This window comes from Luteimonas pelagia, assembly GCF_054776035.1.
On record NZ_BAAHCG010000002.1, the window covers coordinates 207,815 to 233,466 of the forward strand.

22 protein-coding genes are annotated in these 25,652 nt (G+C 71.2%); 15 read left to right on the forward strand and 7 right to left on the reverse strand.

Going from position 1 to position 25,652, the window contains the following annotated elements:
* The first annotated feature begins 5 nt into the window (after positions 1-5).
* Positions 6-1,403 (forward strand): class II 3-deoxy-7-phosphoheptulonate synthase, encoded by a 1,398-nt coding sequence (locus ACYU7H_RS06095; protein ID WP_460813265.1) that lies wholly within the window; start codon positions 6-8, stop codon positions 1,401-1,403.
* A gap of 19 nt (positions 1,404-1,422) precedes the next feature.
* Here the strand turns inward: ACYU7H_RS06095 and ACYU7H_RS06100 are convergent, their stop codons facing one another.
* Both ACYU7H_RS06100 and typA read right to left on the reverse strand, forming a co-directional pair.
* The gene (locus ACYU7H_RS06100) at positions 1,423-1,989 is read right to left on the reverse strand and encodes a 2'-5' RNA ligase family protein (RefSeq protein ID WP_460813266.1); all 567 of its coding nucleotides are present in this window, start codon (positions 1,987-1,989) and stop codon (positions 1,423-1,425) included.
* 4 nt (positions 1,990-1,993) lie between these two features.
* Positions 1,994-3,850, reverse strand: a complete 1,857-nt coding sequence (typA, locus tag ACYU7H_RS06105) for a translational GTPase TypA (protein WP_460813267.1) — start codon at positions 3,848-3,850, stop codon at positions 1,994-1,996.
* 178 nt (positions 3,851-4,028) lie between these two features.
* On the opposite strand from typA, the gene ACYU7H_RS06110 reads away from it, so the two are divergent.
* From ACYU7H_RS06110 to prpC, 5 genes are all read left to right on the forward strand, one after another.
* Positions 4,029-4,529: a peptidylprolyl isomerase gene (locus ACYU7H_RS06110; protein ID WP_460813268.1), complete on the forward strand. Its 501-nt coding sequence runs from the start codon at positions 4,029-4,031 to the stop codon at positions 4,527-4,529.
* A 208-nt stretch (positions 4,530-4,737) separates the two neighbouring features.
* Entirely contained in the window at positions 4,738-5,943 is a 1,206-nt protein-coding gene (locus ACYU7H_RS06115; RefSeq protein WP_460813269.1) for a pyridoxal phosphate-dependent aminotransferase, read from the forward strand.
* A gap of 90 nt (positions 5,944-6,033) precedes the next feature.
* Positions 6,034-7,017, forward strand: coding sequence for a malate dehydrogenase (locus ACYU7H_RS06120; protein WP_460813270.1), 984 nt, complete (start codon positions 6,034-6,036; stop codon positions 7,015-7,017).
* 68 nt (positions 7,018-7,085) lie between these two features.
* Positions 7,086-7,976 carry a methylisocitrate lyase gene (prpB, locus tag ACYU7H_RS06125; protein WP_460813271.1) on the forward strand — a complete coding sequence of 297 codons (891 nt, stop codon included), beginning with the start codon at positions 7,086-7,088 and terminating at the stop codon, positions 7,974-7,976.
* A 4-nt stretch (positions 7,977-7,980) separates the two neighbouring features.
* Positions 7,981-9,129 (forward strand): bifunctional 2-methylcitrate synthase/citrate synthase, encoded by a 1,149-nt coding sequence (prpC, locus tag ACYU7H_RS06130; RefSeq protein ID WP_460813272.1) that lies wholly within the window; start codon positions 7,981-7,983, stop codon positions 9,127-9,129.
* 224 nt (positions 9,130-9,353) lie between these two features.
* Here prpC and ACYU7H_RS06135 read toward each other — a convergent pair whose 3' ends face one another.
* Complete coding sequence (locus ACYU7H_RS06135) at positions 9,354-9,986, reverse strand: glutathione S-transferase family protein (RefSeq protein WP_460813273.1); 633 nt, start codon at positions 9,984-9,986, stop codon at positions 9,354-9,356.
* 135 nt (positions 9,987-10,121) lie between these two features.
* The gene (locus ACYU7H_RS06140) at positions 10,122-10,577 is read right to left on the reverse strand and encodes a cell wall hydrolase (RefSeq protein WP_460813274.1); all 456 of its coding nucleotides are present in this window, start codon (positions 10,575-10,577) and stop codon (positions 10,122-10,124) included.
* Positions 10,578-11,282: 705 nt separating this feature from the next.
* Between ACYU7H_RS06140 and ACYU7H_RS06145 the strand changes: the two genes are divergently transcribed.
* Positions 11,283-12,722: a bifunctional 2-methylcitrate dehydratase/aconitate hydratase gene (locus tag ACYU7H_RS06145; RefSeq protein ID WP_460813275.1), complete on the forward strand. Its 1,440-nt coding sequence runs from the start codon at positions 11,283-11,285 to the stop codon at positions 12,720-12,722.
* Between the two features lie 171 nt (positions 12,723-12,893).
* Positions 12,894-13,991: an OmpA family protein gene (locus ACYU7H_RS06150; protein WP_460813276.1), complete on the forward strand. Its 1,098-nt coding sequence runs from the start codon at positions 12,894-12,896 to the stop codon at positions 13,989-13,991.
* Between the two features lie 185 nt (positions 13,992-14,176).
* Here the strand turns inward: ACYU7H_RS06150 and ACYU7H_RS06155 are convergent, their stop codons facing one another.
* Positions 14,177-14,641 carry a hypothetical protein gene (locus tag ACYU7H_RS06155; RefSeq protein WP_460813277.1) on the reverse strand — a complete coding sequence of 155 codons (465 nt, stop codon included), beginning with the start codon at positions 14,639-14,641 and terminating at the stop codon, positions 14,177-14,179.
* Here ACYU7H_RS06155 and ACYU7H_RS06160 point away from each other — a divergent pair.
* Positions 14,628-15,092 carry a hypothetical protein gene (locus tag ACYU7H_RS06160; protein ID WP_460813278.1) on the forward strand — a complete coding sequence of 155 codons (465 nt, stop codon included), beginning with the start codon at positions 14,628-14,630 and terminating at the stop codon, positions 15,090-15,092. The genes ACYU7H_RS06155 and ACYU7H_RS06160 overlap by 14 nt on opposite strands.
* Before the next feature lie 69 nt (positions 15,093-15,161).
* Here ACYU7H_RS06160 and kbl read toward each other — a convergent pair whose 3' ends face one another.
* Together kbl and tdh are read right to left on the reverse strand one after the other, a co-directional pair.
* Positions 15,162-16,355, reverse strand: a complete 1,194-nt coding sequence (kbl, locus tag ACYU7H_RS06165; protein WP_460813279.1) for a glycine C-acetyltransferase — start codon at positions 16,353-16,355, stop codon at positions 15,162-15,164.
* Positions 16,356-16,515: 160 nt separating this feature from the next.
* A complete protein-coding gene (gene tdh / locus ACYU7H_RS06170; protein WP_460813964.1) occupies positions 16,516-17,541 on the reverse strand; it encodes an L-threonine 3-dehydrogenase in 1,026 nt (341 codons plus the stop codon).
* 238 nt (positions 17,542-17,779) lie between these two features.
* On the opposite strand from tdh, the gene ACYU7H_RS06175 reads away from it, so the two are divergent.
* From ACYU7H_RS06175 to ACYU7H_RS06200, 6 genes are all read left to right on the forward strand, one after another.
* Positions 17,780-19,867, forward strand: a complete 2,088-nt coding sequence (locus tag ACYU7H_RS06175) for a S46 family peptidase (RefSeq protein WP_460813965.1) — start codon at positions 17,780-17,782, stop codon at positions 19,865-19,867.
* A 385-nt stretch (positions 19,868-20,252) separates the two neighbouring features.
* On the forward strand, positions 20,253-21,818 hold the full coding sequence (gene serA / locus ACYU7H_RS06180) for a phosphoglycerate dehydrogenase (RefSeq protein WP_460813280.1): 1,566 nt from the start codon (positions 20,253-20,255) through the stop codon (positions 21,816-21,818).
* A complete protein-coding gene (locus ACYU7H_RS06185; RefSeq protein WP_460813281.1) occupies positions 21,818-22,462 on the forward strand; it encodes a histidine phosphatase family protein in 645 nt (214 codons plus the stop codon). Before serA ends, ACYU7H_RS06185 begins: the two co-directional genes overlap by 1 nt.
* 150 nt (positions 22,463-22,612) lie before the next feature.
* Positions 22,613-23,914, forward strand: coding sequence for a bifunctional tetrahydrofolate synthase/dihydrofolate synthase (folC, locus tag ACYU7H_RS06190; protein WP_460813282.1), 1,302 nt, complete (start codon positions 22,613-22,615; stop codon positions 23,912-23,914).
* 106 nt (positions 23,915-24,020) lie between these two features.
* On the forward strand, positions 24,021-25,031 hold the full coding sequence (locus ACYU7H_RS06195) for an SPOR domain-containing protein (protein WP_460813283.1): 1,011 nt from the start codon (positions 24,021-24,023) through the stop codon (positions 25,029-25,031).
* 7 nt (positions 25,032-25,038) lie between these two features.
* Entirely contained in the window at positions 25,039-25,635 is a 597-nt protein-coding gene (locus ACYU7H_RS06200) for a CvpA family protein (protein ID WP_460813284.1), read from the forward strand.
* Positions 25,636-25,652: the final 17 nt, after the last annotated feature.

Here is a 25,652-nt window from a genome sequence, read left to right on the forward strand (position 1 = left end):
CCGCAATGGCAAGCCAAGACGCCCGTCCGCGACCGGTCCACCTGCCACAGGGCTGGGCCCCGGACAGCTGGCGCGCGCGGCCGGCGCTGCAACTGCCCGCCTATCCGGATCCGGCCGCGCTCGAGTCGGCGCTCGTCGAGCTGCGCGGCCTGCCGCCGCTGGTGACCTCCTGGGAGATCCTGTCGCTCAAGCGCCACCTCGCCGAGGCGCAGGAGGGCAAGCGCTTCCTGCTCCAGGGCGGGGACTGCGCGGAAAGCTTCGCGGACTGCAGTTCGGCCGTCGTCTCCAACCGGCTGAAGGTGCTGCTGCAGATGAGCCTGGTGCTGGTGCACGGGCTGCGCATGCCGGTCGTGCGCGTGGGGCGCTTCGCCGGCCAGTACGCCAAGCCGCGCAGCGCGGACACCGAGACCCGCGACGGCGTCACGTTGCCGAGCTACCGCGGCGACATGGTCAACGCGCCCGAGTTCGACGCGGCGGCCCGGACGCCCGATCCGCGCCGCATGGTCAAGGCGCACGCGCGCTCGGCGATGACCATGAACTTCGTCCGCGCGCTGATCGACGGCGGCTTCGCCGACCTGCACCACCCGGAGTACTGGGACCTGGGCTGGGTCGGGCACTCGCCGCTCGCCGACGAATACCACCGCATGGTGGCCGGCATCGGCGACGCCGTGCGCTTCATGGAGACGCTGTCGGGCAGCGAGGTGCACAACCTCAACCGCGTCGACTTCCATACCTCGCACGAGGCGCTGCTGCTGCCGTACGAGGAGGCGCTCACGCGGCAGGTGCCGCGCCAGTGGGGGTGGTTCAACCTCAGCACCCACTTCCCGTGGATCGGCATGCGCACGGCCGCGCTCGAGGGCGCGCACGTGGAGTACTTCCGGGGCATCCGCAACCCGGTGGCGGTCAAGATCGGTCCCTCGGTGTCGCCGGACCAGCTGCTGCGGCTCGTCGACGTGCTCAACCCCGACGACGAACCCGGGCGGCTCGCGCTGATCCACCGCATGGGCGCGGACCGGGTCGCCGACACGCTGCCGCCGCTGCTCGAAGCGGTGCGGCGCGAAGGGCGGCGCGTGCTGTGGATCTGCGATCCGATGCATGGCAACACCGAGGGCACGGCAAGCGGCTACAAGACGCGGCGCTTCGCCAACATCCGTCGCGAGCTGGAGCAGGCGTTCGACCTGCATGCCGCCGCCGGCACGCGCCTGGGCGGCGTGCACCTGGAACTGACCGGCGAGGACGTCACCGAGTGCCTCGGCGGCGCGCGCGAGCTCACCGAGCGCGACCTGTCGCGCGCCTACCGTTCCACGGTCGACCCGCGGCTCAACTACGAGCAGGCGCTGGAAACCGCGATGCTGATCGTGCGCAAGCAGGGTCAGCTGGCGGCCGCGCGGCTGGGCGGCTGAAGCGCCGGGCGCGGCGGCGTCACGCGTCGCCGGCGGGGCCCTCGTCCGCGAGCCGCCACGCATCGACCGGCGCATAGCGCCCGCCCACGTTCGACAGAAGTTCGAACCCGTCCACGCGGACGGGCCGAGCGTCCACCGTGATGCCCTCCAGCCAGGCCTGCGGCGGCAACCCGCGCGGCAGGAAGGCGAGGGTGGCGTGCGGCTCGGTGGTGGCGCCCTCGGGCGTGATGCCGGCCGCCCGGAGGGCATCGGCGGTCGCGTCGCACAGCACCTGCAGGCGCGCGTCGCGACGGGGCAGGGCGACGACCGCGCCGGACCGCGGCCAGTAGGCCACGCGTTCGAAGTCGATCGAGTGCGCAGGGAGGATGCCCGCCACCGGTGCGAGCGCACGCGCGGCGTCGGCGGCCGTGCCGGCGTCGCCGTCGCGGCGGATGAAGCACAGGGTCACGTGCCACTGGTCCGGCCGCCGCCACCGCATGCGCGGCGCGTCGGCGGGACGGGCCGCCGCCAGGGCCTGGGACACGGCCGCGAGCACGCCGCGGCCATCCGCCCCCGGTCGCCAGCCCGCGAACAGCGAGCCGGCCACCGCGTCAGGCGGCGCGGCTGGCGCGCTTGCGGTCGACCTCGGTCCGCAGCTTCTTGCGCAGGCGGATCTGCTTCGGGGTGACCTCGACCAGCTCGTCGTCGTCGATGAACTCCAGCGCCTGCTCCAGAGACAGCTTGATCGGCGGGGTCAGGCCCTCGTCCTTGTCGGTGCCCGCGGCGCGGAAGTTCGTCAGCTGCTTGCCACGCAGGGCGTTGACGGTCAGGTCGTTGTCCTTGGCGTGGATGCCGACCACCTGGCCCTCGTAGATCTCCTCGCCGGGCTCGATGAACAGGCGGCCGCGCTCCTGCATGGCGATCTGCGCGTAGGCCGGCGACGGGCCGGTGCCGTTGGAGATCAGCACGCCGTTGATGCGCTGGCCGATGTCGCCCTCGGCCTTCGGGCCGTAGTGGTCGAACACGTGGAACAGCAGGCCGGTGCCTGCCGTCAGTGTGCGGAACTCGGTCTGGAAGCCGATCAGGCCGCGCGCCGGGATGATGAACTCCAGGCGCACGCGGCCCTTGCCGTCGGGCTCCATGTTCTGCAGCAGCGCCTTGCGCTCGCCCAGGCGGCCCATCACCGCGCCCTGGAACTGTTCCTCCAGGTCCACGACCAGCTGCTCGTACGGCTCCTGCATCACGCCGTCGATCTCGCGGATGATGACCTCGGGGCGCGAGACGGCCAGCTCGTAGCCCTCGCGGCGCATCGTCTCGATCAGGATCGAGAGGTGCAGCTCGCCGCGGCCGGAGACCTTGAACTTGTCGGCGTCGCCCGTGTCCTCGACCTTCAGCGCGACGTTGTGCTGCGTCTCGCGCGTCAGGCGGTCGCGCAGCTGGCGCGAGGTGAGGAACTTGCCGCCGCTGCGGTCCTTGACGCCGGCGAAGGGCGAGTCGTTGACCTGGAAGGTCATCGAGATCGTGGGCTCGTCGACGGCCAGCACCGGCAACTGCTCGACCGCGGACGGGTCGCACAGCGTGTCGGAGATGCCGATGCCTTCGATGCCGGAGAACGCGATGATGTCGCCGGCCTGCGCCTGCGGCACCTCGACGCGCTCCAGGCCCATGAAGCCGAGCACCTGCAGCACCTTGCCCTGGCGGGTGGCGCCCTCGCGGTCGACCACCGTCACCGGCATGTTGGTGCGCACCTTGCCGCGCTGGATGCGGCCCACGCCGATGATGCCGACGTAGTTGTTGTAGTCCAGGCTCGTGACGCGCATCTGGAACGGGCCCTCCGGATCGACCGGCGGCGCGGGCACGTGCTCGCAGATCGCCTCGAACAGCGCGGTCATGTCGCCGTCGCGCACGTCCTCGGACAGGCCGGCGAAACCCTGCAGGCCGGAGGCGTACACGACCGGGAAGTCGAGCTGCTCGTCGGTCGCGCCGAGGCGGTCGAACAGGTCGAAGGTCTGGTCGAGCACCCAGCTCGGGCGCGCGCCCGGGCGGTCGACCTTGTTGATCACCACGATCGGCTTGAAGCCCATCGCGAAGGCCTTCTGGGTCACGAAGCGCGTCTGCGGCATGGGGCCGTCCATCGCGTCGACCAGGATCAGCACCGAGTCGACCATCGACAGCACGCGCTCGACCTCGCCGCCGAAGTCGGCGTGGCCCGGGGTGTCGACGATGTTGATGCGCCAGGTCTCCCCGTCCTTGTCCTTCCACCGGATCGCGGTGTTCTTGGACAGGATCGTGATGCCGCGCTCCTTCTCCAGGTCGTTGCTGTCCATGACGCGGTCCGGGACGACCGCGCGCTCGTTCAGCGTGCCCGACTGCTTGAGCAGCTGGTCCACGAGGGTGGTCTTGCCATGGTCGACGTGGGCGACGATGGCGATGTTGCGGAGGCGTTCGACGGACGGGGATGCGGACATGCGGACGGCGCGCCGCGGCGGGCGCGAAGGCAGTGAAGGGAAGCCGCGCATTATAGCGGTCCGCGGACGCGGGTGCCGGCCCGCCCCCGTCCATGCGGTATCCTTGGCGGCCCCGTTCAGGAAGCCGCCCGGGGCGGCGCCGGGCACGGGCGATCCCCCACGCTTCAGGAACGACCCCATGAGCCTCACCGCCAACTTCCAGACCGATCGCGGCCCCATCCGGATCGAACTGGCCGCCGACAAGGCGCCGCTGACCGTCGCCAACTTCGTCAACCTCGCGCGCCGGGGCTTCTACGACGGCCTGACCTTCCACCGCGTCATCAGCGACTTCATGATCCAGGGCGGCTGCCCGCTGGGCACCGGCACCGGCGGCCCGGGCTACCGCTTCGAGGACGAGACCGGCAACGGCCTCTCGCACGAGCGCGGGGTCCTGTCGATGGCCAACGCCGGACCGGCGACCAACGGCAGCCAGTTCTTCATCACCCACGTGGCCTGCCCGTGGCTGGACGGCAAGCACACCGTATTCGGCAAGGTGCTCGAGGGCCAGGAAGTCGTCGACAAGGTGGAGCAGGGCGACACGATCCGCTCGGTCACCATCGAGGGCGACGTGGACGCCGCGCTCGCCGCGAAGGCCGACCGCGTGGCCGACTGGAACCGGACGCTCGACGCCAACGCCTGAGGGCCGCCGCCCGACGCGCCGCCACGACGCCCGCAGCCGCGGGCGTCGTCGTTTCCGGGTCCGGGTCGCGCGGGGCCCGCATGCTAGAATTTCGCGGCTGACCGCGGCCCGATGGGCATCGCGAACGGCCGCCGGCCGAGCGGATTCGCGCGGCCGGCGCGCCCCGGCACAGCACGTCCCGTCCAGCTCCATTTCCGAGAGGTCAAGCATGTCCCAGCTCGCCCGGCGCATCGGTCGCGCCAAGCCCAGCGCGATCATGCAGATCGCCGAGAAGGCCAAGCGCCTGAAGGCCGAAGGCCGCGACATCATCAGCTTCTCGATCGGCGTGCCGAACTTCCTGCCGGGCGACCACGTGTACGCCGCCGCGCGCGAGGCGCTGCAGCACGACTCCGGCCAGTACGGCAGCAACCGCGGCAGCGACGCGCTGCTCGACGCGTTCCTGGCGCACATCGCCGAGATCGGGCTCGAGGGCTACACCCGCGCCAACCTGGCCACCGGCATCGGCGCCAAGCACGTGCTTTACAACCTCGCAGAGGCGCTGCTGGACGAGGGCGACGCGATCGCCTTCCCGACGCCGTACTGGACCAGCTACCTCGACATCGCCGAGATCGTCGACGCGAAGGTCGAGCTGCTGCCGTGCCCGCCCGAGCAGGACTACAAGCTCACGCCCGCGCAGCTCGACGCGGCGCTGGCGAAGAAGCCGCGCGTGTTCCTGTTCAACAACCCGTCCAACCCGACGGGCATGGTCTATTCGCGCGAGGAGATCTCGGCGCTCGCGGACGTGCTGGTGAAGCACCCGGACACCTGGATCATCACCGACGACATCTACAACCGGATGGTGTTCGACGGCGTCGGGTACCACAACTTCGTGCACGCGCGCCCCGAACTCAAGGAGCGCGTGATCTTCGTCGACTCGCTGTCCAAGACCTACGGCATGCCGGGCTGGCGCGTCGGCCTGATGGCCGGTCCCGAGGCGGTCGCCCAGGCGGTGGTGACGCTCAACTCGAACCACATCACGAACATCCCCGAGATCACCCAGGCGGCCGCGGTGGCGGCGCTGTCCGGGCCGCAGGACGTGCCCGAGGCCAAGTGCGCGGAGTTCGAGTCCAAGCGCGACCAGGTGCTGGAGGTGTTGCGGTCGATCCCGGGCGTGGTGTGCCCGCGGCCGCAGGGCGCGTTCTACGTGTTCCCGGACGTGAGCTGCGCGTTCGGCCGCACCCACGGGCCGACGGGCCTGAGGGTCGAGGACGACGTGTCGTTCTGCGCGGCGCTGCTCGAAGCCAAGGGCGTCGCCTGCGTGCCGGGCTCGGCCTTCGGCGAGCCGCGCGCGATGCGCATCAGCTACACCTGCCCGACGCCGCAGCTGGTCCCCGGCATGCAGCGCATCAAGGAGTTCTTCTCCGAACTCGCCTGACCCCCTGTCGTCCCGAGCGCAGCGAGGGACCTGCTTCTCCCGCGTGCCGGCGAACCCCCGGCCCGGCCATCCATCGCAAGGAGTCGTTCCATGAAATCCCCCATCCGAGTCGCCGTCACCGGCGCCGCCGGCCAGATCGGCTACGCCCTGCTGTTCCGCATCGCCTCGGGCGAGATGCTCGGCAAGGACCAGCCGGTCATCCTGCAGATGCTCGAGCTGCCGATGGACAAGGCGCAGGCCGCGCTGCGCGGCGTGATGATGGAGCTGGAGGACTGCGCGTTCCCGCTGCTCGCCGGCATGGTCGGCACGGACGACCCGATGGTCGCCTTCAAGGACGCCGACGTCGCCCTGCTGGTCGGCGCCAGGCCGCGCGGCCCCGGCATGGAGCGCAAGGACCTGCTGCTCGAGAACGCGAAGATCTTCACCGAGCAGGGCAAGGCCCTGAACGCCGTCGCCAGCCGCGACGTCAAGGTGCTGGTCGTCGGCAATCCGGCCAACACCAACGCCTACATCGCGATGAAGTCGGCGCCGGACCTGAAGGCGGAGAACTTCACCGCCATGCTGCGCCTGGACCACAACCGCGCGCTCAGCCAGCTGGCGAACAAGGCCGGCGTGCCCGTCGGCGACATCCGCAAGCTGGTCGTGTGGGGCAACCACAGCCCGACCATGTACCCGGACTACCGCTTCGCCACCGCCGGCGGCGCCTCGCTGTCGGACAAGGTGGGCGACACCGACTGGAACGCGAACGACTTCATCCCGAAGGTCGGCAAGCGCGGCGCGGCGATCATCGAGGCGCGCGGCCTGTCGTCGGCGGCCTCCGCGGCGAACGCGGCGATCGACCACGTGCGCGACTGGCTGCTGGGCAGCGGCGGCGAATGGGTGACCATGGGCGTGCCGTCCGACGGCAGCTACGGCATCCCGGAGGGCGTGATCTACGGCTTTCCGGTGACCACCAAGGACGGCCGCTACGAGATCGTCCGCGACCTGCCGATCGACGACTTCAGCCGCGAGCGCATGGACAAGACCCTGGCCGAACTCGAGGAAGAGCGCGCCGGCGTCGCCCACCTGCTCTGACACGTGCGAAGGCGGCTCCGGCCGCCTTCGCCGCCTGACGGCCCCCGAGGCCGCTCCCGAGGATCCGCATGACACACCACGCCGCCGGCGCCCGGTTCCGCGCCGCGATCCAGGAAGAGTCGCCCCTGCAGGTCATGGGTGCGATCACCGCCTACGCCGGCCTGATGGCCCGCCGCGCCGGCTACCGCGCGCTGTACCTGTCCGGCGGCGGTGTCGCCGCGAATTCGCTGGGCATGCCGGACCTCGGCATCAGCACGATGGAGGACGTGCTCACCGACGCGCGCCGGATCGTCGACGCCACCGGCATGCCGCTGCTGGTCGACATCGACACCGGCTGGGGCGGGGCGTTCAACATCGCGCGCACCATCCGTTCCTTCGAGCGCGTGGGCGTGGCGGCGGTGCACATGGAGGACCAGGTCGGCCAGAAGCGCTGCGGCCACCGCCCGGGCAAGGAGGTCGTGCCGACGGGCGAGATGGTCGATCGGGTCAAGGCGGCCGTCGACGCCCGCACCGACGACGGGTTCGTGGTCATGGCGCGCACCGATGCCGCGGCGGTCGAGGGCATCGACGCGGCGATCGAGCGCGCGGTGGCCTACGTCGAGGCCGGCGCGGACATGATCTTCCCCGAGGCCATGAAGACGCTGGACGACTACCGGCGCTTCAAGGCGGCCGTGAAGGTGCCGATCCTCGCCAACCTCACCGAGTTCGGCTCGACCCCGTTCTTCACCGTCGACGAACTGCGTTCGGCCGACGTCGACATCGCCCTGTACTGCTGCGGCGCCTACCGCGCCATGAACAAGGCCGCGATGCACTTCTACGAGACGGTGCGCCGCGACGGCACGCAGAAACACATCATCGACGCGCTGCAGACGCGCGCCGAGCTGTACGACGTCCTCGGCTACCACGCCTACGAGGACAAGCTCGACGCCCTGTTCGCGCAAGGCAACGACAAGGAGTAAGACGATGAGCGAGACCAGCACCCTGCCCAAGCCCAAGAAATCGGTCGCCCTGTCGGGCACCGCCGCCGGCAACACCGCCCTGTGCACCGTCGGCCGCAGCGGCAACGACCTGCACTACCGCGGCTACGACATCAAGGACCTGGCCACGAAGTCGACCTTCGAGGAGGTCGCGCACCTGCTGGTGCACGGCGCGCTGCCGACCGCCTCGCAGCTCAAGGCCTACAAGGCCAAGCTGCGCCGCCTGCGCGGCCTGCCGGCGATCGTCCAGGAGGCGCTGGAGTTGGTGCCGGCCAACGCGCACCCGATGGACGTGATGCGCACGGGCTGCTCGGTGCTGGGCACGGTGCTGCCGGAGCGCGAGGGCCATCCGGCCTCCGAGGCCCGCGACATCGCCGACCGCCTGGTCGCCAGCTTCGGTTCGATGCTCCTGTACTGGTGGCACTTCACCCGCAACGGCCGCCGCATCGACACGGAGACGGACGACGATTCGGTCGCCGCCCACTTCCTGCACCTGCTGCACGGCGAGCCGCCGAGCGACCTGCATGCCGATTCGCTGGACCGCTCGCTGATCCTGTACGCCGAGCACGAGTTCAACGCCTCGACGTTCACCGCGCGCGTCATCGCGGGCACCGGTTCGGACATGTTCTCGTGCCTGACCGGCGCGATCGGCGCGCTGCGCGGCCCGAAGCACGGCGGCGCGAACGAGGTGGCGATGGACATCATCAGCCGCTACGACACCGCCGACGCCGCCGAGGCGGACATCCGCGAGCGGATGGGGCGCAAGGAGATCATCATCGGCTTCGGCCACCCGGTCTACACGATCGGCGACCCGCGCAACCCGATCATCAAGGAGATCAGCCGCAAGCTGTGCGACGACGGCGGCAACAAGGTGCTGTTCGACGTGTCCGAGCGCATCGAGACGCTGATGATGGACACCAAGAAGATGTTCCCCAACCTCGACTGGTACAGCGCCAGCGCGTACCACATGATGGGGATCCCGACGCCGATGTTCACGCCGCTGTTCGTGATCGCCCGCACCACCGGCTGGGCCGCGCACGTCATCGAGCAGCGCGAGGACGGCAAGATCATCCGCCCGAGCGCGAACTACACCGGCCCCGAAGATCGCGACTACGTGTCGATCGACAAGCGCTGACGCGCGGGCACGGCTTCCCCAGAGGCGACGACGGCGACGCTGTCGGTCAATGACCAAGACGTGTCGCCGAAATGCCCGGGAGCCGTGCGTCGATGCCGGGGCGTCGCGTCAAGCTGGCCAGGGATGGCCAGCGCCCGAGTCAGGGCAGGATGCCCTGACCGAGGGAAGAGCGATGCCCCGGCATCGGCGTGCGGCGGCGATCCGCAAGCCCTGGGGTCATCTGCCTAGAGCGTCTGCAGGCCTTCGGTCTCGAGCGCCGAGAGCACGCCCGCGTCCGCCTGCATGCGCTGGAAGAACGCCTCGAGGTTGTCCAGCCCCGAGAGGTCGACGCCCGCCTTCTTCGCCCAGCGCGTGACCACGTACAGGTAGGGATCGGCATAGCTGCGGAAGCCCGCGATCCACTCGCGGCCGGCCAGCTGGCGATCGGCCGTCTCGAACAGCCCGCGCAGGCGCTTGCGCGCCGCGTCCTTGACCGCGTCGCGCTCGGCCTCGTCGGGGTGGAACGCCGACGGGCCGAAGATCGGCTTGAACGCCGGGTGCACGTCGGAATTGACGAAGGCCAGCCAGCGGTTGGCCTCGGCGCGCTGGCGCGGACTCCCGTCGCCGGCCAGGCGCGCCCCGGGATGCAGGTCCGCGATGTAGCCGAGGATCGCCGCGTTCTGCGTCAGCACGAAGCGGCCACCGTCCGCGGCCTCGTCGACGATCGCGGGCACGGCGCCGGCCGGATTGATGGCGCGGTACGCGTCGGCTCTCATCGCGGCCGCGTCCAGGACCTCCACGTCGTACGGCGCGCCGGTCCATTCGAGCGCGATGTGGTCCGCCGTCGAGCAGGCGCCGGGTTTCGTATAGAGCTTCATGCAGGGTCCTCGATGCCGGGAGAAGGTGAAGCCGTCGGGCTTGCGTGGAAACGACGACGGGCCGGCGGTCTTCCCGCCGGCCCGTCCGGATGGTCGCCGCCGTGGCCGCAACGCGGCGTCACGGCGCGCGTCGCGTCAACCGCGCGGCGCGAGGCTCTGCACGCGATAGAAGCTGTGGCCCCCGATCACGGCGACGCGGTACGCGTTGCGCCAGGTGGGGCTGACCAGGTTGTGGGCGAAGAAGTGGCTCGCCTCCGGCACGACCTCGCGGCGTTCGCCGGCCGGAAGCGACCAGTTGTGGCCGGCCTCCATCGCGACGGTGACCGCCTCGGCCCAGGCCTCGGTGTTGTGCAGCCGGGTGTTGGGGGACACGATCGCCGGCGCGAACTGGCTGCGCGCGGTGACCACGTCGCACAGGTTGTCGCCCCACAGGCCGCTGTCGCGGCGGCGCAGGGCCACTTCGGCCACCGCCTGCTGGCCCGCGAGGGACTGGTCCCGCGCCTCCAGGTACAGGGTGGTGCTCAGGCACAGGGAGTCTGCGGCCGGCTGCGGCAGCACCTGCGACAGCCAGAGGATCCAGGCCAGTTTCATGCGGGTCGGCTCCTTGCTCGTTGCGCCGCGCGTCCCCGCGTCGCCCGGGTGGACGGCGTGGAACGAACGGCATGGCGGGTCGTCCGGCGGATCGCGATCGACTGACTGCTCGGGTGGCGTCGACCGGCGGGGCCGGGCGCTGCGGTGGTCTGCAGCAAGAAGGGCAGCGGCTCTACGGCACGCTTGGATGCCCGGGCCTCGAAACCTGTCGGTGGGCGCTGCCACCGGCGGCCAAGGCCGTTCCCGCGCAAAGGGGCGTCGGGAAATCGGCGCGCACGGTACCACACGGACCTAAACGAAGCGTGAACCCCTGGCGCGGGATTGCCGGCGCTCTCACGCCCGTGATGTCACTTGGGACGGTTGCCTTTTGGCAGCGTGTTGCTGTCGGTGCCGAACCGCGGGCTGTCCGCGCGCGCGCGTCCCCGCGGGGCATGCCGATCTCCGTCGCCTCGACCGTGCCGGGCTCGACGGTCGCCAGCTTGTTCGTCCCGGGCAGGACGGCCGACGGACGCCCGGCAGCGGCCGCGACGAACCGGAGGGAAGGACGTTGGCGGTGTGCGCGGGCAACAGCCGCATGCCCCCGCTTTGATCCCATCGGCAGGAAAGGCCCCGCGTGCCCGGGCCGCGACCGCCAGCCGGTCCATGCCCGGCCGGTCCGCTCTGGCAAAATAGCCGGCTTCCTTTTCCCCACGAGATCCCGCGCCGATGAGCCACGCCGACATCCGTTCCGCCGTCCGTCCCGACCCCGACCAGCCGATGGTCGACATCGCCGACTACGTCGTCGACGCCACCATCGATTCCAAGGAGGCCTACGACACCGCCCGGTACATGCTGGTCGACTCGCTGGCCTGCGCGATGCTCGCGATGAAGTTCGAGGGGTGCGTGAAGCACCTCGGCCCGCTGGTCGATGGCGGCGACATCCCCGGCGGCGCGCGGGTCCCCGGCACGGGGTTCGAGCTCGATCCCGTCCAGGCCGCCTTCAACATCGGCACGCTGGTGCGCTGGCTGGACTTCAACGACACCTGGCTGGCCGCCGAATGGGGCCACCCGTCCGACAACCTGGGCGCGATCCTCGCGGTGGCCGACTGGCTCTGCCGCAAGGAAGGCCAGGCCATCACGGTGCGTGACGTGCTCGGCTGGGCGATCAAGGCCCACGAGATCCAGGGCGTCTATGCGCTGCAGAACTCGTTCAACCGGGTCGGCCTCGACCACGTGATCCTGGTCCGCCTCGCCTCGACCGCCGTCGCCGCCGCCATGCTGGGCGGCAGCAAGGAGGAGGTGGTCAACGCCGTGTCGCACAGCTGGATCGACAACGGCGTCCTGCGCACCTACCGCCACGCGCCCAACACCGGCCCGCGCAAGAGCTGGGCCGCCGGCGACGCCTGCCGCCGGGCGGTCACGCATGCCCTGAATGCGGTCCGGAAGAAGGTGGTGGGCTATCCCAGCGCCCTGTCCGCGAAGACCTGGGGCTTCTACGACGTCGCCTTCAAGGGCAAGTCGTTTGAGTTCGAACGCCCGTTCGGCAGCTACGTGATGGAGAACGTCCTGTTCAAGATCAGCTTCCCGGCGGAGTTCCATGCCCAGACCGCCGTCGAGGCCGCCCTGCGCCTGCACGACCAGGTGAAGGACCGGATCGACGAGATCGAGCGGATCGAGATCCAGACCCAGGAAGCCGGGGTGCGGATCATCGACAAGACCGGCCCGCTGGCGAATTACGCCGACCGCGACCACTGCCTCCAGTACATGGTCGCGGTGCCGCTGATCTTCGGCCGCCTCACGGCCGACGACTATAACGACGACGTCGCCGCGGACCCCCGGATCGACGCCCTGCGCGACCGGATGGTCGTCAGGGAAAACCCCGCATTCACGAAGGACTACTTCGATCCGGAGAAGCGCTACATCGGCAACGCGGTGCAGGTGTTCTTCAAGGACGGGTCCTCGACCGACCTGGTGTCGATCGACTATCCGATCGGCCACCGCAAGCGCCGCGACGAGGGGATTCCGGTCCTGCTCGCGAAGTCCGAAAAGGCCCTGCGCGCCCACCTCCCCGCGGCCCAGGCGGACCGCCTGGTCGCCCTGGCAGCGTCCCCGGAGGAGATGGACGCCATGTCGATTTCAGATTTCATCGACCTGTACCGGGTGTAACATCCGGCCGCCCCGAAAAAGGCGTGCCCCCGCGTTGTGGCGGGGGCAAAATCGTTATGCTAGCGTTAACACGGCTTTCACACCGGGACCCATACTCTGGACGAGATGGCGTGTGGAACGGCCGTCCCAACCACGCAACACCTGTTTCTTCCCTGATCAAGGAGCTGATACATGAACAAGAAACTCCTCTGCGCCGCGCTGGTCAGCGGCCTGTGCGTTGCGCAGGCGGCCTCCGCGCAAGAGTTCGACGATCGCTGGTACATCACCGGCGGCGGCGGCTGGAACGTCCAGGACAACGACCGCAACACCGAGGATGACCTGTTCGGTTACGTCGGCGTCGGCAAGTTCATCAACCCGTACTGGTCGATCGACGGCGAGCTGAACTACACCAACACCCACCCGACGGCCGACAACGACCTGACCTGGTCGCAGTACGGCATCTCGTTCGACGCGCGTCGCCATTTCCGCGGCGTGGATCGCAACTGGTGGCCGTACATCGTCTTCGGCGCCGGCTTCCAGCGTGCCGAGGAGGAGTTCGACAACTTCCCGAGCCCGAATTCCCCGGGGCGTCGTGAAGACGGCTTCCTGTCCGCCAAGGCCGGCGTCGGCCTGCAGGCGGACGTGGGTCGCGTCGGCGTCCGCACCGAGCTGGCCTACCGCGTGAGCTTCGACGACAACGCCGTCAGCCCGTCCTATGACGGCTCGATCGACGATGCCGACAGCTTCGCCGACCTGCTGGCCTCGATCGGCGTGGTCATCCCGCTGGGTCCGGAGCCGGTCGCCCCGGTCGCCCCGGCCCCGGTCGCGCCGAGCTGCGCGGACCTGGACGACGACGGTGACGGCGTCAACAACTGCGACGACCGCTGCCCGGGTTCCGAGGCTGGCCAGACCATCGGTCCGGACGGCTGCCCGGTGCCGGTGTCGATCGACCTGCGTGGCGTGAACTTCGACTTCGACCGCGACGAGCTGCGTCCGGACGCGATCGCCATCCTGAACGAGGCGGTCCAGATCCTGCAGCGTTACCCCGACCTGCGGGTCGAGGTGGCCGGCCACACCGACAAGTGCGGCACCGACGCCTACAACCAGGGCCTGTCGGAGCGTCGTGCGGTCGCGGTGTACGACTACCTGACCAGCAACGGCATCGACGCGTCGCGCATGGTCGGCCCGAACGGCTACGGCGAGAGCCGTCCGCTCGAGATGACCCCGGATACCCATCCGGAGTGCCGCAGCGAGACCAACCGCCGCACCGAGCTGAACGTCCAGAACTGACGTTCGTTCGATGCGGGATCCCGACGGATCCCCGCGGAGTGACAGGCGAAGCCCGGCGAAAGCCGGGCTTCGTTTTTTCGTATTGCACGTCCGTGCATCCGGGCATGTGCCGCACGGATTCATCTCCCTGTCCACGCATCGCGCGAAGTGTGCGTGCCGGCCGTTGTCGGCCACCCGGTGCGCACCTACACTGCGGGCCAGACTTCTGGAGACGTTCCGATGCGCCCACTGATCTCAGCCGCCGCTGTTTCGCTTGCCTTGGCGGGCGCGCCGGCGTTCGCCAATCCCGACGCCGCCTGCGAGGGCGTCGTCGCGACGACCGGCGCGGGGCAGGGCGCGCTGGCGCCGATCACGCCTGAACTGGCGGCGGCCGAAGCGACGAAGCCGGATTTCGACCAGGCGATGGCCGCGTCGAAATGCGTCGCGATGGGCGGGGCAGCGTCCGCGACGGTGGCGACCACGGTCCAGGCGCCCGCGGCCGCGGCGATGCCGGTGGCGCCGGTGGCGCCCGCGGCGACGGTCAGCACCCCGGTCGCCGCGCCGGCCATGCCCGCTGCCACCGTGGAGACGGGCGCCGGTGCGGCTGCGGCGGCGAACGCGACCGCGTCGGCAATCGTCCCGGCCGCACCCGGAACGATGGCGACGACCACGCCGCCCGGCCAGGCCGTGGTGGACCCGGCCAGCTACCAGCCGAAGACCGAATTCGACAACACGCCGTGGCGCTTCAACATGGAGCAGGACGGCAAGCGCATGACGGCCGACGAGTTCACCGCGTGGATGGAGGCCCGGGGCGTGCGCGTCGCGCGTGGCGCCGCGCGCCCGGTCGCGGCCCAGAACCCGACCGGAGACGGGCGTCCGCCGAACTGGTCGTCCGCGACCGCGGGGCAGGTGGGTGAGGCTGGCGCATCGACCACCATCGTGACCACGCCCGCGACCCAGGCGGAGGCCCAGGCCGCGACGACCGCGGCATCGACCGCCGCGGCGACCGAGTCGGTTGCCGTCCCGGCCACGCCGGTGCCGACCACGGACGTCGCGCCGGACGCCGACGACGCGGAGGCGCAGGACGCGTCGGAGGAAGGCACGGACACGCCGCCCCGCTGATCGGCATTTCGCGTCGATCCTCCCGCGCTTCATGCGCGGGCGGTCGGCCGGCCGGCGCTCGCCGGCCCCTCAGCCCTTGATGACGCCCAGTTCCCGTCCGATCCGGACGAAGGCGTCGATCGCGCGGTCCAGGTGCTCGCGCGTGTGCGCCGCGCTCATCTGCGTGCGGATGCGCGCCTGGCCCTTCGGCACCACCGGGAAGAAGAAGCCGATCGCGTAGATGCCTTCCTCGAGCAGGCGCTCGGCGAAGCGCTGCGCGAGCGGGGCGTCGTACAGCATGACCGGGCAGATCGGATGGACCCCGGGCTTGATGTCGAAGCCCGCGGCGGTCATGCGCTCGCGGAAGTGGCGCGTGTTGTCCGCCAGCTGCTCCCGCAGCTCGCCGGCGGCGTCCAGCATCTCGAACGCCTTCGTCCCCGCGGCCACCACGTGCGGCGGCAGCGAGTTCGAGAACAGGTAGGGACGCGACCGCTGGCGCAGCAGCTCGATGACCTCGGCCTTGGCCGTGGTGAACCCGCCCAGCGCGCCGCCCATCGCCTTGCCGAGCGTGCCGGTGAAGATGTCGATCCGGTCCATCACGCCCTTCACCTCGGCCGAGCCACGGCCGGTGGCGCCCAGGAACCCGGTCGCGTGGCACTCGTCGATGTGCACCAGCGCGTCGTACTTGCGTGCCAGCGCCGTGATCTCGTCCAGCGGCGCGATGAACCCGTCCATCGAGAACACGCCGTCGCTGGTGACCATGATCGTTCGCGCGCCGTCGGCGCGCGCCTGCTTGAGCTGCTTCTCCAGGTCCGCCATGTCGCAGTTGGCGTAGCGGTAGCGCTTCGCCTTGCACAGACGCACGCCGTCGATGATCGAGGCGTGGTTGAGCGCGTCGGAGATGATCGCGTCCTCCTCCCCGAGCAGCGGCTCGAACAGCCCGCCGTTGGCGTCGAAGCAGGCGGCATAGAGGATCGTGTCCTCGGTGCCGAAGAAGTCCGCGATGGTCCTTTCGAGCTGCTTGTGCAGGTCCTGCGTGCCGCAGATGAAGCGCACGCTGGCCATGCCGAAGCCGTGGGTGTCGAGGGCGTCCTTCGCCGCCCGGATCATCTCCGGGTGGTCGGCCAGGCCCAGGTAGTTGTTGGCGCAGAAGTTCAGCACCCGGCGGCCATCGGCCAGGGTGATCTCGGCCGCCTGCGGGCTGGTGATGATCCGCTCGGACTTGAACAGCCCGGCGTCGCGAATCTCGTCGAGGGTGTCCGAATAACGCTCGGTCAGCGACATCGCAGCTCTCCGTCAGGGTGATGCAGGCATGGGGCCGGTGCGGGTCCGGCGCGACCGTCGGCGACATGGATGTCGCCGCCGAGCCTACATGGATGTATTCACGGCGTGTCGCGGCGGACCCGCACCGGTCCCATGCCGGTCAGGTGCCTGCTCAAGACACTCACGCGGTCCAGTCGAGCACGACCTTCCCGGACTCGCCCGATTCCATCAGGTCGAAGCCCTTCTGGAACTCGTCCGCGGGCAACTGGTGCGTCAGCACCTTGTGCAGCGGGAACCCGCCGACCACCAGTTGCGTCATCTTGTACCAGGTCTCGTACATGCGCCGGCCGTAGATGCCCTGCACGGTCAGGCCCTTGAAGATGATCCGGTCCCAGTCGATGCCCGCGCCCTTCGGCAGGATGCCCAGCAGGGCCACCTTGCCGCCGTGGTACATCGCGCCGAGCATGTCGTTGAACGCGCGCGGCGCGCCGCTCATCTCCAGGCCGACGTCGAAGCCGTCGATGCCGAGTTCGGCCATCACGTCCGCGATGGATTCCCTGCCGACGTTGACGGTGCGCGTGGCGCCCATCTCCTTCGCCATGCCCAGCCGGTAGTCGTTGAGGTCGGTCACCACGACGTGGCGCGCGCCGACGTGCTTGCAGATGCCGGCGGCGATGATCCCGATCGGGCCGGCGCCGGTGATGAGCACGTCCTCGCCGACCACGTCGAACTCCAGCGCGCAGTGCGCCGCGTTGCCGTACGGGTCGAAGAAGGCCGCCAGTTCGCTCGGGATCCCGTCGGGGATCGGCCACAGGTTGCTGGCCGGCATCACCACGTACTCGGCGAACGCGCCGTTGCGGTTCACGCCGATGCCCACCGTGTTCGGGCACAGGTGCTGGCGCCCGCCGCGGCAGTTGCGGCAGTGGCCGCACACGATGTGGCCCTCGGCGGAGACCCGCTGCCCGACCTCGTAGCCCGCCACGCCCGGCCCGAGCGCGGCGATCGTGCCGACGAACTCGTGGCCGATCACCAGGCCCGGCTTGATCGTCCGCTGGCTCCACTCGTCCCAGAGGTAGATGTGCAGGTCGGTGCCGCAGATCGCGGCCTTCCCGACCCGGATCAGGACCTCGTTCGGGCCGGGTTCCGGGACCGGGACCTGGTCCATCCAGATGCCTTTCCCGGTCTCGCGCTTGACCAGCGCCTTCATCGTCTTCTGCGTCATGGGGGCCTTCGCGTGGGAGTCCCGCGGGACGCGCGGGGAAGCCGCGAATTATACGGGGCCGCCGTGGACGGCCCGTCCGTGGCCGCGGAGCCGCCCGGGGCCTGCGGTTAGACTGCCGGGCCGTCCAGCCGCCCGAGGATCCGAGCCGATGCGCACCCGCTTGATGACCGCGATCGCCCTGTCGTTCGCCTGCCCGACGACGGTCGCCATGGCCGGCGAGGGCATGTGGGTGCCCCAGCAGCTTCCCGAAATCGCCGGACCGCTGCGCAAGGCCGGGCTGGAGCTTCCGCCGGAACAGCTCGCCGACCTTACCGGCGACCCGATGGGCGCGGTCGTGTCGCTGGGTGGTTGCACCGCCAGCTTCGTCTCGCCGCAGGGCCTGGTGGTCACCAACCACCACTGCGCCTACGGCGCGATCCAGCTGAACTCGACGCCCGAGGACAACCTGATCGAGGACGGCTTCAACGCGGCCACGCTGGCCGACGAGGTGAGCGCCGGCCCGAACGCGCGCATCTACGTGCTCGACCGGATCGACGATGTCACCGGCCGCTTCCGCGAGGCCATCGCCGGCGAATCGGATCCGGCCGCCCGGACGCGCGCCGTCGAGACGCTGGAGAAGGCACTGGTCGCCGACTGCGAAGCCGAAGGCTACCGCTGCACGCTCTATTCGTTCGCCGGTGGCAATGCCTACCGCCTGTTCCGGAACCTCGAGATCAAGGACGTGCGCCTCGTCCACGCGCCGCCCCGCAGCATCGGCAATTACGGCGGCGAGGTCGACAACTGGATGTGGCCGCGCCACACCGGCGACTATTCCTTCTACCGTGCCTACGTGGGTCCCGACGGCAAGCCCGCCGCCTACGACGAAGACAATGTTCCGTACCGGCCCGCGCACTGGCTGAAGATCGCGAGCCGCCCGCTCGGCATCGGCGATTTCGTCATGGTCGCGGGCTACCCGGGCCGGACGGCGCGGTACGCGCTGGCGGACGAGTTCGACCAGACGGCGCAGTGGACGTATCCGACGCTCAAGGCGCACTACGAGGCCGTCGTGGGGCTGATCGAAGCCGCCGGCGACGCGGACAAGGACATCGAGGTCAAGTACGCCAGCACCATCCGCGGCTACCAGAACGCGATGAAGAACTACGGCGGCCAGCTCGAGGGCTTCGAGCGCATCGATGCGGCCGCGACCAAGCGCGCCGGGGAAGCCGCGGTCCTCGCGTGGCTGCGGGGCCAGGGCGCGGATGGCGAGGCGGCGCTGGCCGCCCACGCGCAGCTCCTCGACGTGCACGCGCAGGAGAAGGCGACGCGCGAGCGCGACCTGGTGCTGTCGCAGCTGCGCCGCACGGGCGCGATCGGCACCGCCGTCGAGCTGTACCGCCTGGCCCTCGAGCGCGCGAAGCCGGATGCGGCGCGCGAGCCGGGCTACCAGGACCGCGACCTGCCGGGCTTCAAGGGTTCGATCGAGCAGATGGAGCGTCGCTATCACCCGGCGATGGACCGCCAGCTGCAGGAATACTGGCTGCGGCAGTACGTCAAGCTCCCGGCGGCGCAGCGCGTCGAGGCGATCGACGGCTGGCTGGGCGGGAACGACGAGGCCGCCGTGCAGCGTGCGCTCGACCGGCTCGCGGGCACGCAGCTCGGCACGCTCGACGCGCGGATGGCGCTGCTGGAGGCCGACCGAGCGACGTTCGAGGGCAGCGGGGATCCGGCCGTGCGCTTCGCCGTCGCGGTGATGCCCACGCTGCTGGCGCTCGAGGACGAGGCCGACGCGCGCAGGGGCATCGAGCTCGCGGCGCGCCCGGTCTTCCTGCAGGCGGTGGCCGACCACAAGGCCAGCCAGGGCGGTTTCGTCTATCCGGACGCGAACGGGTCGCTGCGCATCACCTTCGGCAACGTGCAGGGCTACACCAAGGCCGACGGCAGCCGGCAGCCGGCGTTCACGACGCTGGAGCAGGTCGCGGCGAAAGCCACCGGCGAGGATCCGTTCGATGCGCCGCAGGCGCAGCTCGATGCGATCGCCGCGAAGAACCACGCGGGCCTGGCGAGCGAGGCGCTCGGGACGGTGCCGGTCAACTTCATGGCGGACCTGGACATCACCGGCGGCAATTCCGGTTCGCCGGTGCTCGATGCGCGCGGCGAGCTGGTCGGGCTGGTGTTCGACATGAACTGGGAGAGCGTGAGCTCGAACTGGGTGTTCGACCCGGACATGACGCGGGTGATCGCGGTCGACCAGCGCTACATGCGGTGGGTGATGCAGGAGGTCTATCCGGCCCCGCGCCTGCTGGAGGAGATGGGCGTTCCCGAGGCCGAGTGATCCCGAAGCCCCCGGGACGTAGCCCGACGTGGGGGTAGCGGGTGTTCGCGCCAAGCAGGCCAGGGATGGCCTGCGCCCGAGTCAGGGCAGGATGCCCTGACCGAGGGAAGAGCGAATTCCCGCTACCCCCGCGGCGGGCGGTCGAGTGCGACGAGGGTGCCGATCTGGCGCTGATAGCCCGTGACGCTCCGTCCTGGTCAGTTGGGTGCTAGGCTCCGCCCATCGCGGATTCCCATGCCAGCCGGCCCCGTTTCCGAGCGATTCCCCGAGCGATATCCGACCCAGGCCCCGAGCCGGGGTCCCGCCACCCCAGGGTGGTGACGTTGCCGTTGCACCGGCTGGCGTGTGATCCGTGGTCCCGACCCACGCGACCGGAGACACGCCCATGAAAGTGCTCGCCTGCGACGGCATCCATGACGACGGCCTGGACCTGTTCCGCGACGCGGGATGGGAGGTCGTCGCCTCCGAGCCGATCAAGGACTCCGCCGCATTGTCCAGCGCGCTCGAGGGCGTGGATGCGCTGCTCGTCCGCTCGGCGACCAAGGTGCCCGCGGAGGTCATCGGGTCGGCCGCGTCGCTGAAGGTCATCGGTCGCGCCGGCGCGGGCGTCGACACCATCGATGTCGATGCGGCCACTGCCAAGGGCATCGCGGTGATGAACGCGCCGGACGGCAACACCCTGGCGGCGGCGGAGCATGCGTTGAGCCTGCTGTTCGCCCTGGCGCGCCACGTGCCGCGCGCGGACGCGGGCATGAAGGCGGGCGAGTGGCCGAAGGCGGGGCTGACGGGCTTCGAGCTCGAGGGCAAGAAGCTGGGCGTGATCGGGCTGGGCCGCATCGGCGGGACCGTGGCGCGCAAGGCCCGGGCGCTCGGCATGGACGTCGCGGCATTCGATCCGTTCCTGCCCGCCGCGGCGGCCGGGCGGGGCAGCGTGCCGCTGAAGACCCTCGAGGAACTCCTTGCCTGGGCCGACGTGGTGACGCTGCACGTGCCGCGCACGAAGGAAACCACGCACCTGATCGACGCCACGCGCCTGGCCGGCATGAAGAAGGGCGCGTACCTGATCAATGCCGCGCGCGGCGGGCTCGTCGACGAGGACGCATTGCTCGAGGCGCTCGATTCCGGGCAGCTCGCGGGCGCGGCGCTCGACACGTTCGCGACCGAGCCGCTGCAGGCCGATTCGAAGTTGCGGGCGCATCCGAAGCTGGTGCTGACGCCGCACCTGGGTGCGTCGACCGGCGAGGCGCAGCAGGCGGTCAGCACGATCCTGGCGCGGCAGGTGATCGACTACGTGGAGACCGGCGCGGTCGCCGGCTGCGTCAACCTGCCGCCGCTGTCGGCGGAGGCCGCGCGCGAGGTCGGGCCGTGGATGCCGTTGATGACCGCGCTCGGGCGGCTGGCGGCGCGACTGGTGCCGGCGCCGGTGCGGCTGCACATCACCTACGCCGGTCGCAGCGAGGGGCTCGACCCGCGCCCGCTGACGCGCCTGCTGGTCGCGTCGTTGATCGGCGGCGCGTCCTCGCGCGTCACGCCGGTGAACGCGCTGGCCGAAGCGAACGCACGTGGCCTGGATGTCGCGGAGACCGTCGGCGGCGACGGCGACGGGTTCGACCGGCTGCTGAAACTCAAGGTCGAGGACGAATCGGGGCGTGCGCGCGAAATGGAGGCGACGCTGCACCGCGGTCCGCGCGTCGTGCGCCTCGACGGCGTGGAGCTCGACTTCGATCCGCAGGCCGACCTGCTGCTCATGCGCAACGAGGACCGCCCCGGCATCATCGGCCTGGTCGGCTCGCACCTGGGCGCGGCCGGCGTGAACATCGTCAACTTCTCGCTCGGTGCCACCGGGGACGGGCAGGCGCGCGCGGCGATCACCGTGGACCGGCCGGTGCCGGAGGCGCAGGTCGCCGCGCTGCGCGGCATCCCGGGCGTGCTGTCGCTGGAAGCGATCTGATGCGCGTGCTGCTTGCCCGCCACGGCGAAACGCCCTGGAACGCGGAGGGCCGCTACCAGGGGCAGGAGGACATCGCGCTGTCGCCCGTGGGCGAGGCGCAGGCGCGCGCGCTCGGGGAACGGCTGCGCGAGGTGGCGATCGACCGCGCGCTGGCGTCGCCGCTCTCCCGCGCCCGTCGCACCGCCGAGCTCGCGCTGGGCGAGGCGCGCGCCGGCATGCTCCGGCTGGACGCGGGCCTGATGGAGATCGCGCACGGCGAGTGGGAAGGCCTGCTCGCCAGCGAGATCCGGGAACGCGACCCGGACCGCCTGCGCGCGTGGCGCGACGCGCCGGCGTCGGTCGTGATGCCGGGGGGCGAGTCGATCGGCGACGTCGCCGGGCGTGCCTGGTCCGCGCTCGAGCGTGCCTGCGAGGGCCTGGCGGCCGACGACACGCTGCTGCTGGTCGCCCACGACGCCGTGAACCGCGTGCTGCTCTGCCGCGTGCTCGGCATCCCGCTCGACCGCCTCTGGACCTTCCGCCAGGCACCCACCACGCTGAACCTGCTCGAGGGCGCCGGCCCGGACACCCTCGAGGTCGTCCGCCTCAACGACTGCAGCCACCACACCGCCCTGTTCGGCGAAGCCGTCCACCGCGCCCTCTGAGGCCGCCACCCCACCTGTCGTTCCACCCCCACCTGTCGCTCCACCCCCACCTGTCGCTCCACCCCCACCTGTCGCTCCACCCCCACCTGTCGCTCCACCCCCCCAACTGTCGTTCCGAGCGCAGCGAGGAACCTGCTCCTGGCCCCCCAAGTGACACCTAGACCCCGCACCCTCCCCGAATGGCTCGCCCACATCGAGCGCCAGCACCCCGTCTCGATCGACATGGGCCTGGTCCGCGTGCGCGCGGTCGCGACCCGCCTGGACCTGCCGCGCCCGGCCCGCCAGGTCATCACCGTCGCCGGCACGAACGGGAAGGGGTCGACCGTCGCCTTCATCGAGGCCATCGCGCGCGCGGCGGGCTGGCGCGTGGGCGCGTACACCTCCCCCCACCTGCTGCGCTACAACGAGCGCGTCCGCATCGACGGGCGCGACGCCGCGGACGATGCGCTGGTCGAGGCCTTCGAGGCCGTCGAGGCCGCGCGCGGCGACACGACGCTGACCTATTTCGAATACGGCACGCTTGCCGCGCTGTGGCTGTTCGCGCGCGCCGACCTGGACCTGGCGGTGCTCGAGGTCGGGCTGGGCGGCCGACTGGACGCGACCAACCTCGTCGACGCTGACGTGGCGGTGGTCACCACCGTCGACCTCGACCACCAGGCCTTCCTCGGCGACGACCGCGAGGCGATCGGGCGCGAGAAGGCCGGGATCATGCGTGCCCAGCGGCCCGTGGTGATGGGCGAGGACGACCCACCGGCGAGCGTGCTGCGGCATGCCTACGCGCTCGGCGCGCCGGCGATCCGCGCCAACTGCGACTTCTTCTTCGAGCCGCTGGCCCCCGGTACCCGCACCGACGCGCGCGACTGGCGATGGCGCGAGCCCGGCTTCCAGGCGGTGCTGCCGCGCCCGTGGCTCGACGCGCCCGCGCAGCGCCGCAACGCGGCCACCGCCATCGCCGCCCTGCGCGCGCTCGGCCGGCGCCTGCCGAAGGATGCGCTCGCGACAGGCGTGGCCGGGGCGCGCGTCGCGGGGCGGCTGCAGCGCCTGTCCCGGGGCGGGGTGGACGTGGTGCTGGATGTCGGCCACAACCCGCAGGCGGCGCGCGAACTGGCGGCGTGGTCCCGCGCTTCGCCCGCCGACGGCCCGACGCTGGCGGTCTTCGCGGCGCTCGCGGACAAGGACGTCGCCGGCGTGGCGGGCGCGATGGCCCCGCATGTCGACGCCTGGCACCTGGCCGGGCTGGACGTGGGCGGCCGCGGCCAGTCCGCGGACGCGCTTGCCACGCGACTTCACGGCACCGCCGCCGCCGATGGAACGCGCCATGCGAGCGTGGCGGCCGCCCTCGAGGCCGCGCTCCACGCCGCCGGGGCGGGCGGGCGCGTCCTCGTCTTCGGGTCGTTCCACACGGTCGCCGACGCCCTGCTCGCACTGGGCGGGGACACGCCGTCGTCCTGACACCGGCGGCCGGCGCGCGTCGTCGCGTCCGCGCGCGATGCTTCAGGGGCGGGACGGGGCCGGGCGGTATAATCCGCGCGCCTTCCGCCGCGGTCCGCGCCTCCCGATGGAACCTGCCCTGAAACAGCGCCTGGTCGGCGCGGTCGTGCTGGTCGCGCTCGCGGTCATCTTCCTGCCGATGCTGATCGAGGGCCCCGCGCCCGAGAGCGGCGCGGCCGACGTGTCCCTCGACGTGCCCGCGGCCCCCGGCGACGTTTTCGAGACGCGGGAGCTGCCGCTGGTGGCCCCCGGCGCCGCGCCGTCGGAAGGCGTGGTCGGACTCGATGCGCGCGACGAGCGCGACGACGGCGACCTGCCCACCGTCGACACGGCGGACGTCGCCCCCGCGGACAGCGATGGCGACGGCATCCTCGAGGGACCGCTGGCGGCCGACCTGGCCGATCCCGCCGACGCGACGCGACCGGAAGAGCCGGCCCCTGAGGCTCGCGACACCGCCGACAATCGCGTCTCCGAAGCCACGCCGGCGGAAATGACGCCCGCGCCTGTGGCCGGTGGCGACTGGGCGGTGAGCTTCGGCACCTTCTCCACCCGTGCGGCGGCCGATCGCGTCGTGGCGCAACTGCGGGCGTCGCAGTTGCCCGGGTTCCGCGAACAGGCGACGGTCGACGGTCGCCAGGTGCACCGCGTGCGCATCGGCCCCTACGACAGCGAGGCCACGGCCCAGGCGGCGCGGCTGCGCGCGGCCCACGTGCGCGACGACGTCGGCGCGCGGGTCATCGCGCTGGACGCCGCCCGGGACGCGCCCGTGGCCGCCGCGCCGGCAGCCGCCGACGACGAGCAACCCGCGCCGGCACCGGCACCTGCGCAGACGCCGACGTCCGGCACCGGTTTCGTCGTCCAGCTCGGCGCCTTCAGCAAGCAGGGCGACGTGGACGCGCTGGTGGCACGCGCGCGCGCCGCGGGCTTCAACGTTTCGACCCAGCCGGTGGAGACGGACGGCGGCCGGCTGACGCGCGTGCTGGTCGGGCCGGCGTTCGATCGCGCCGCGGCGGACGCGCTGAAGGCGCGCGCGCAGTCGCGGCTGGGCATCGACGGCCTGGTGCGCAGCTACCCGTGAGCGGGCGATGACCCCGACCGACTGGGTGCTGCTCGCGGTGGTCGTGGTGTCGGCCGGCTTCGGGCTGATGCGCGGCTTCATCGGCGTGCTGGCCTCGCTGCTCGCGTGGCTGCTCGCCGGATGGGCCGCGTGGCGGTTCGGCGGTCAGGTCGCGCTGGCGTTCTCCGGTGGCGATACACCGGGCGCCACGCACCTGTTCGGCGGCTACGCGCTGAGCTTCCTGGTCGTGCTGGTGGTGGTCGGGCTGGTCGGCTGGGGCGTGCGCAAGCTGGTGCAGTCGATCGGCCTGTCCGGGATCGACCGCTTCCTCGGCTTCGTGCTCGGGGTGGCGCGCGGCGCGTTCGTCGCCTGCGCGCTGGTGCTGCTGATGGGCTTCACCGCGCTGCCGCGGGAACCGCAGTGGCGCGAATCGCGGACCCTCCCGGTGTTCCTGCCGGGCGCGCAATGGATGCGCGGCTGGCTGCCCGAATGGGCGGCCGCCGAGGTCGACCTCGGCGACGGCCCGGCCATCGAGGCGGGCGACATCCCGGCGCCGCCCGCGGCGGGGATCGATTCGGGACCGGACGGCATCTCGCCGCCGGCCACTCCTTCAACCGGCGCCTGAGCGCCAGGATCGGAACA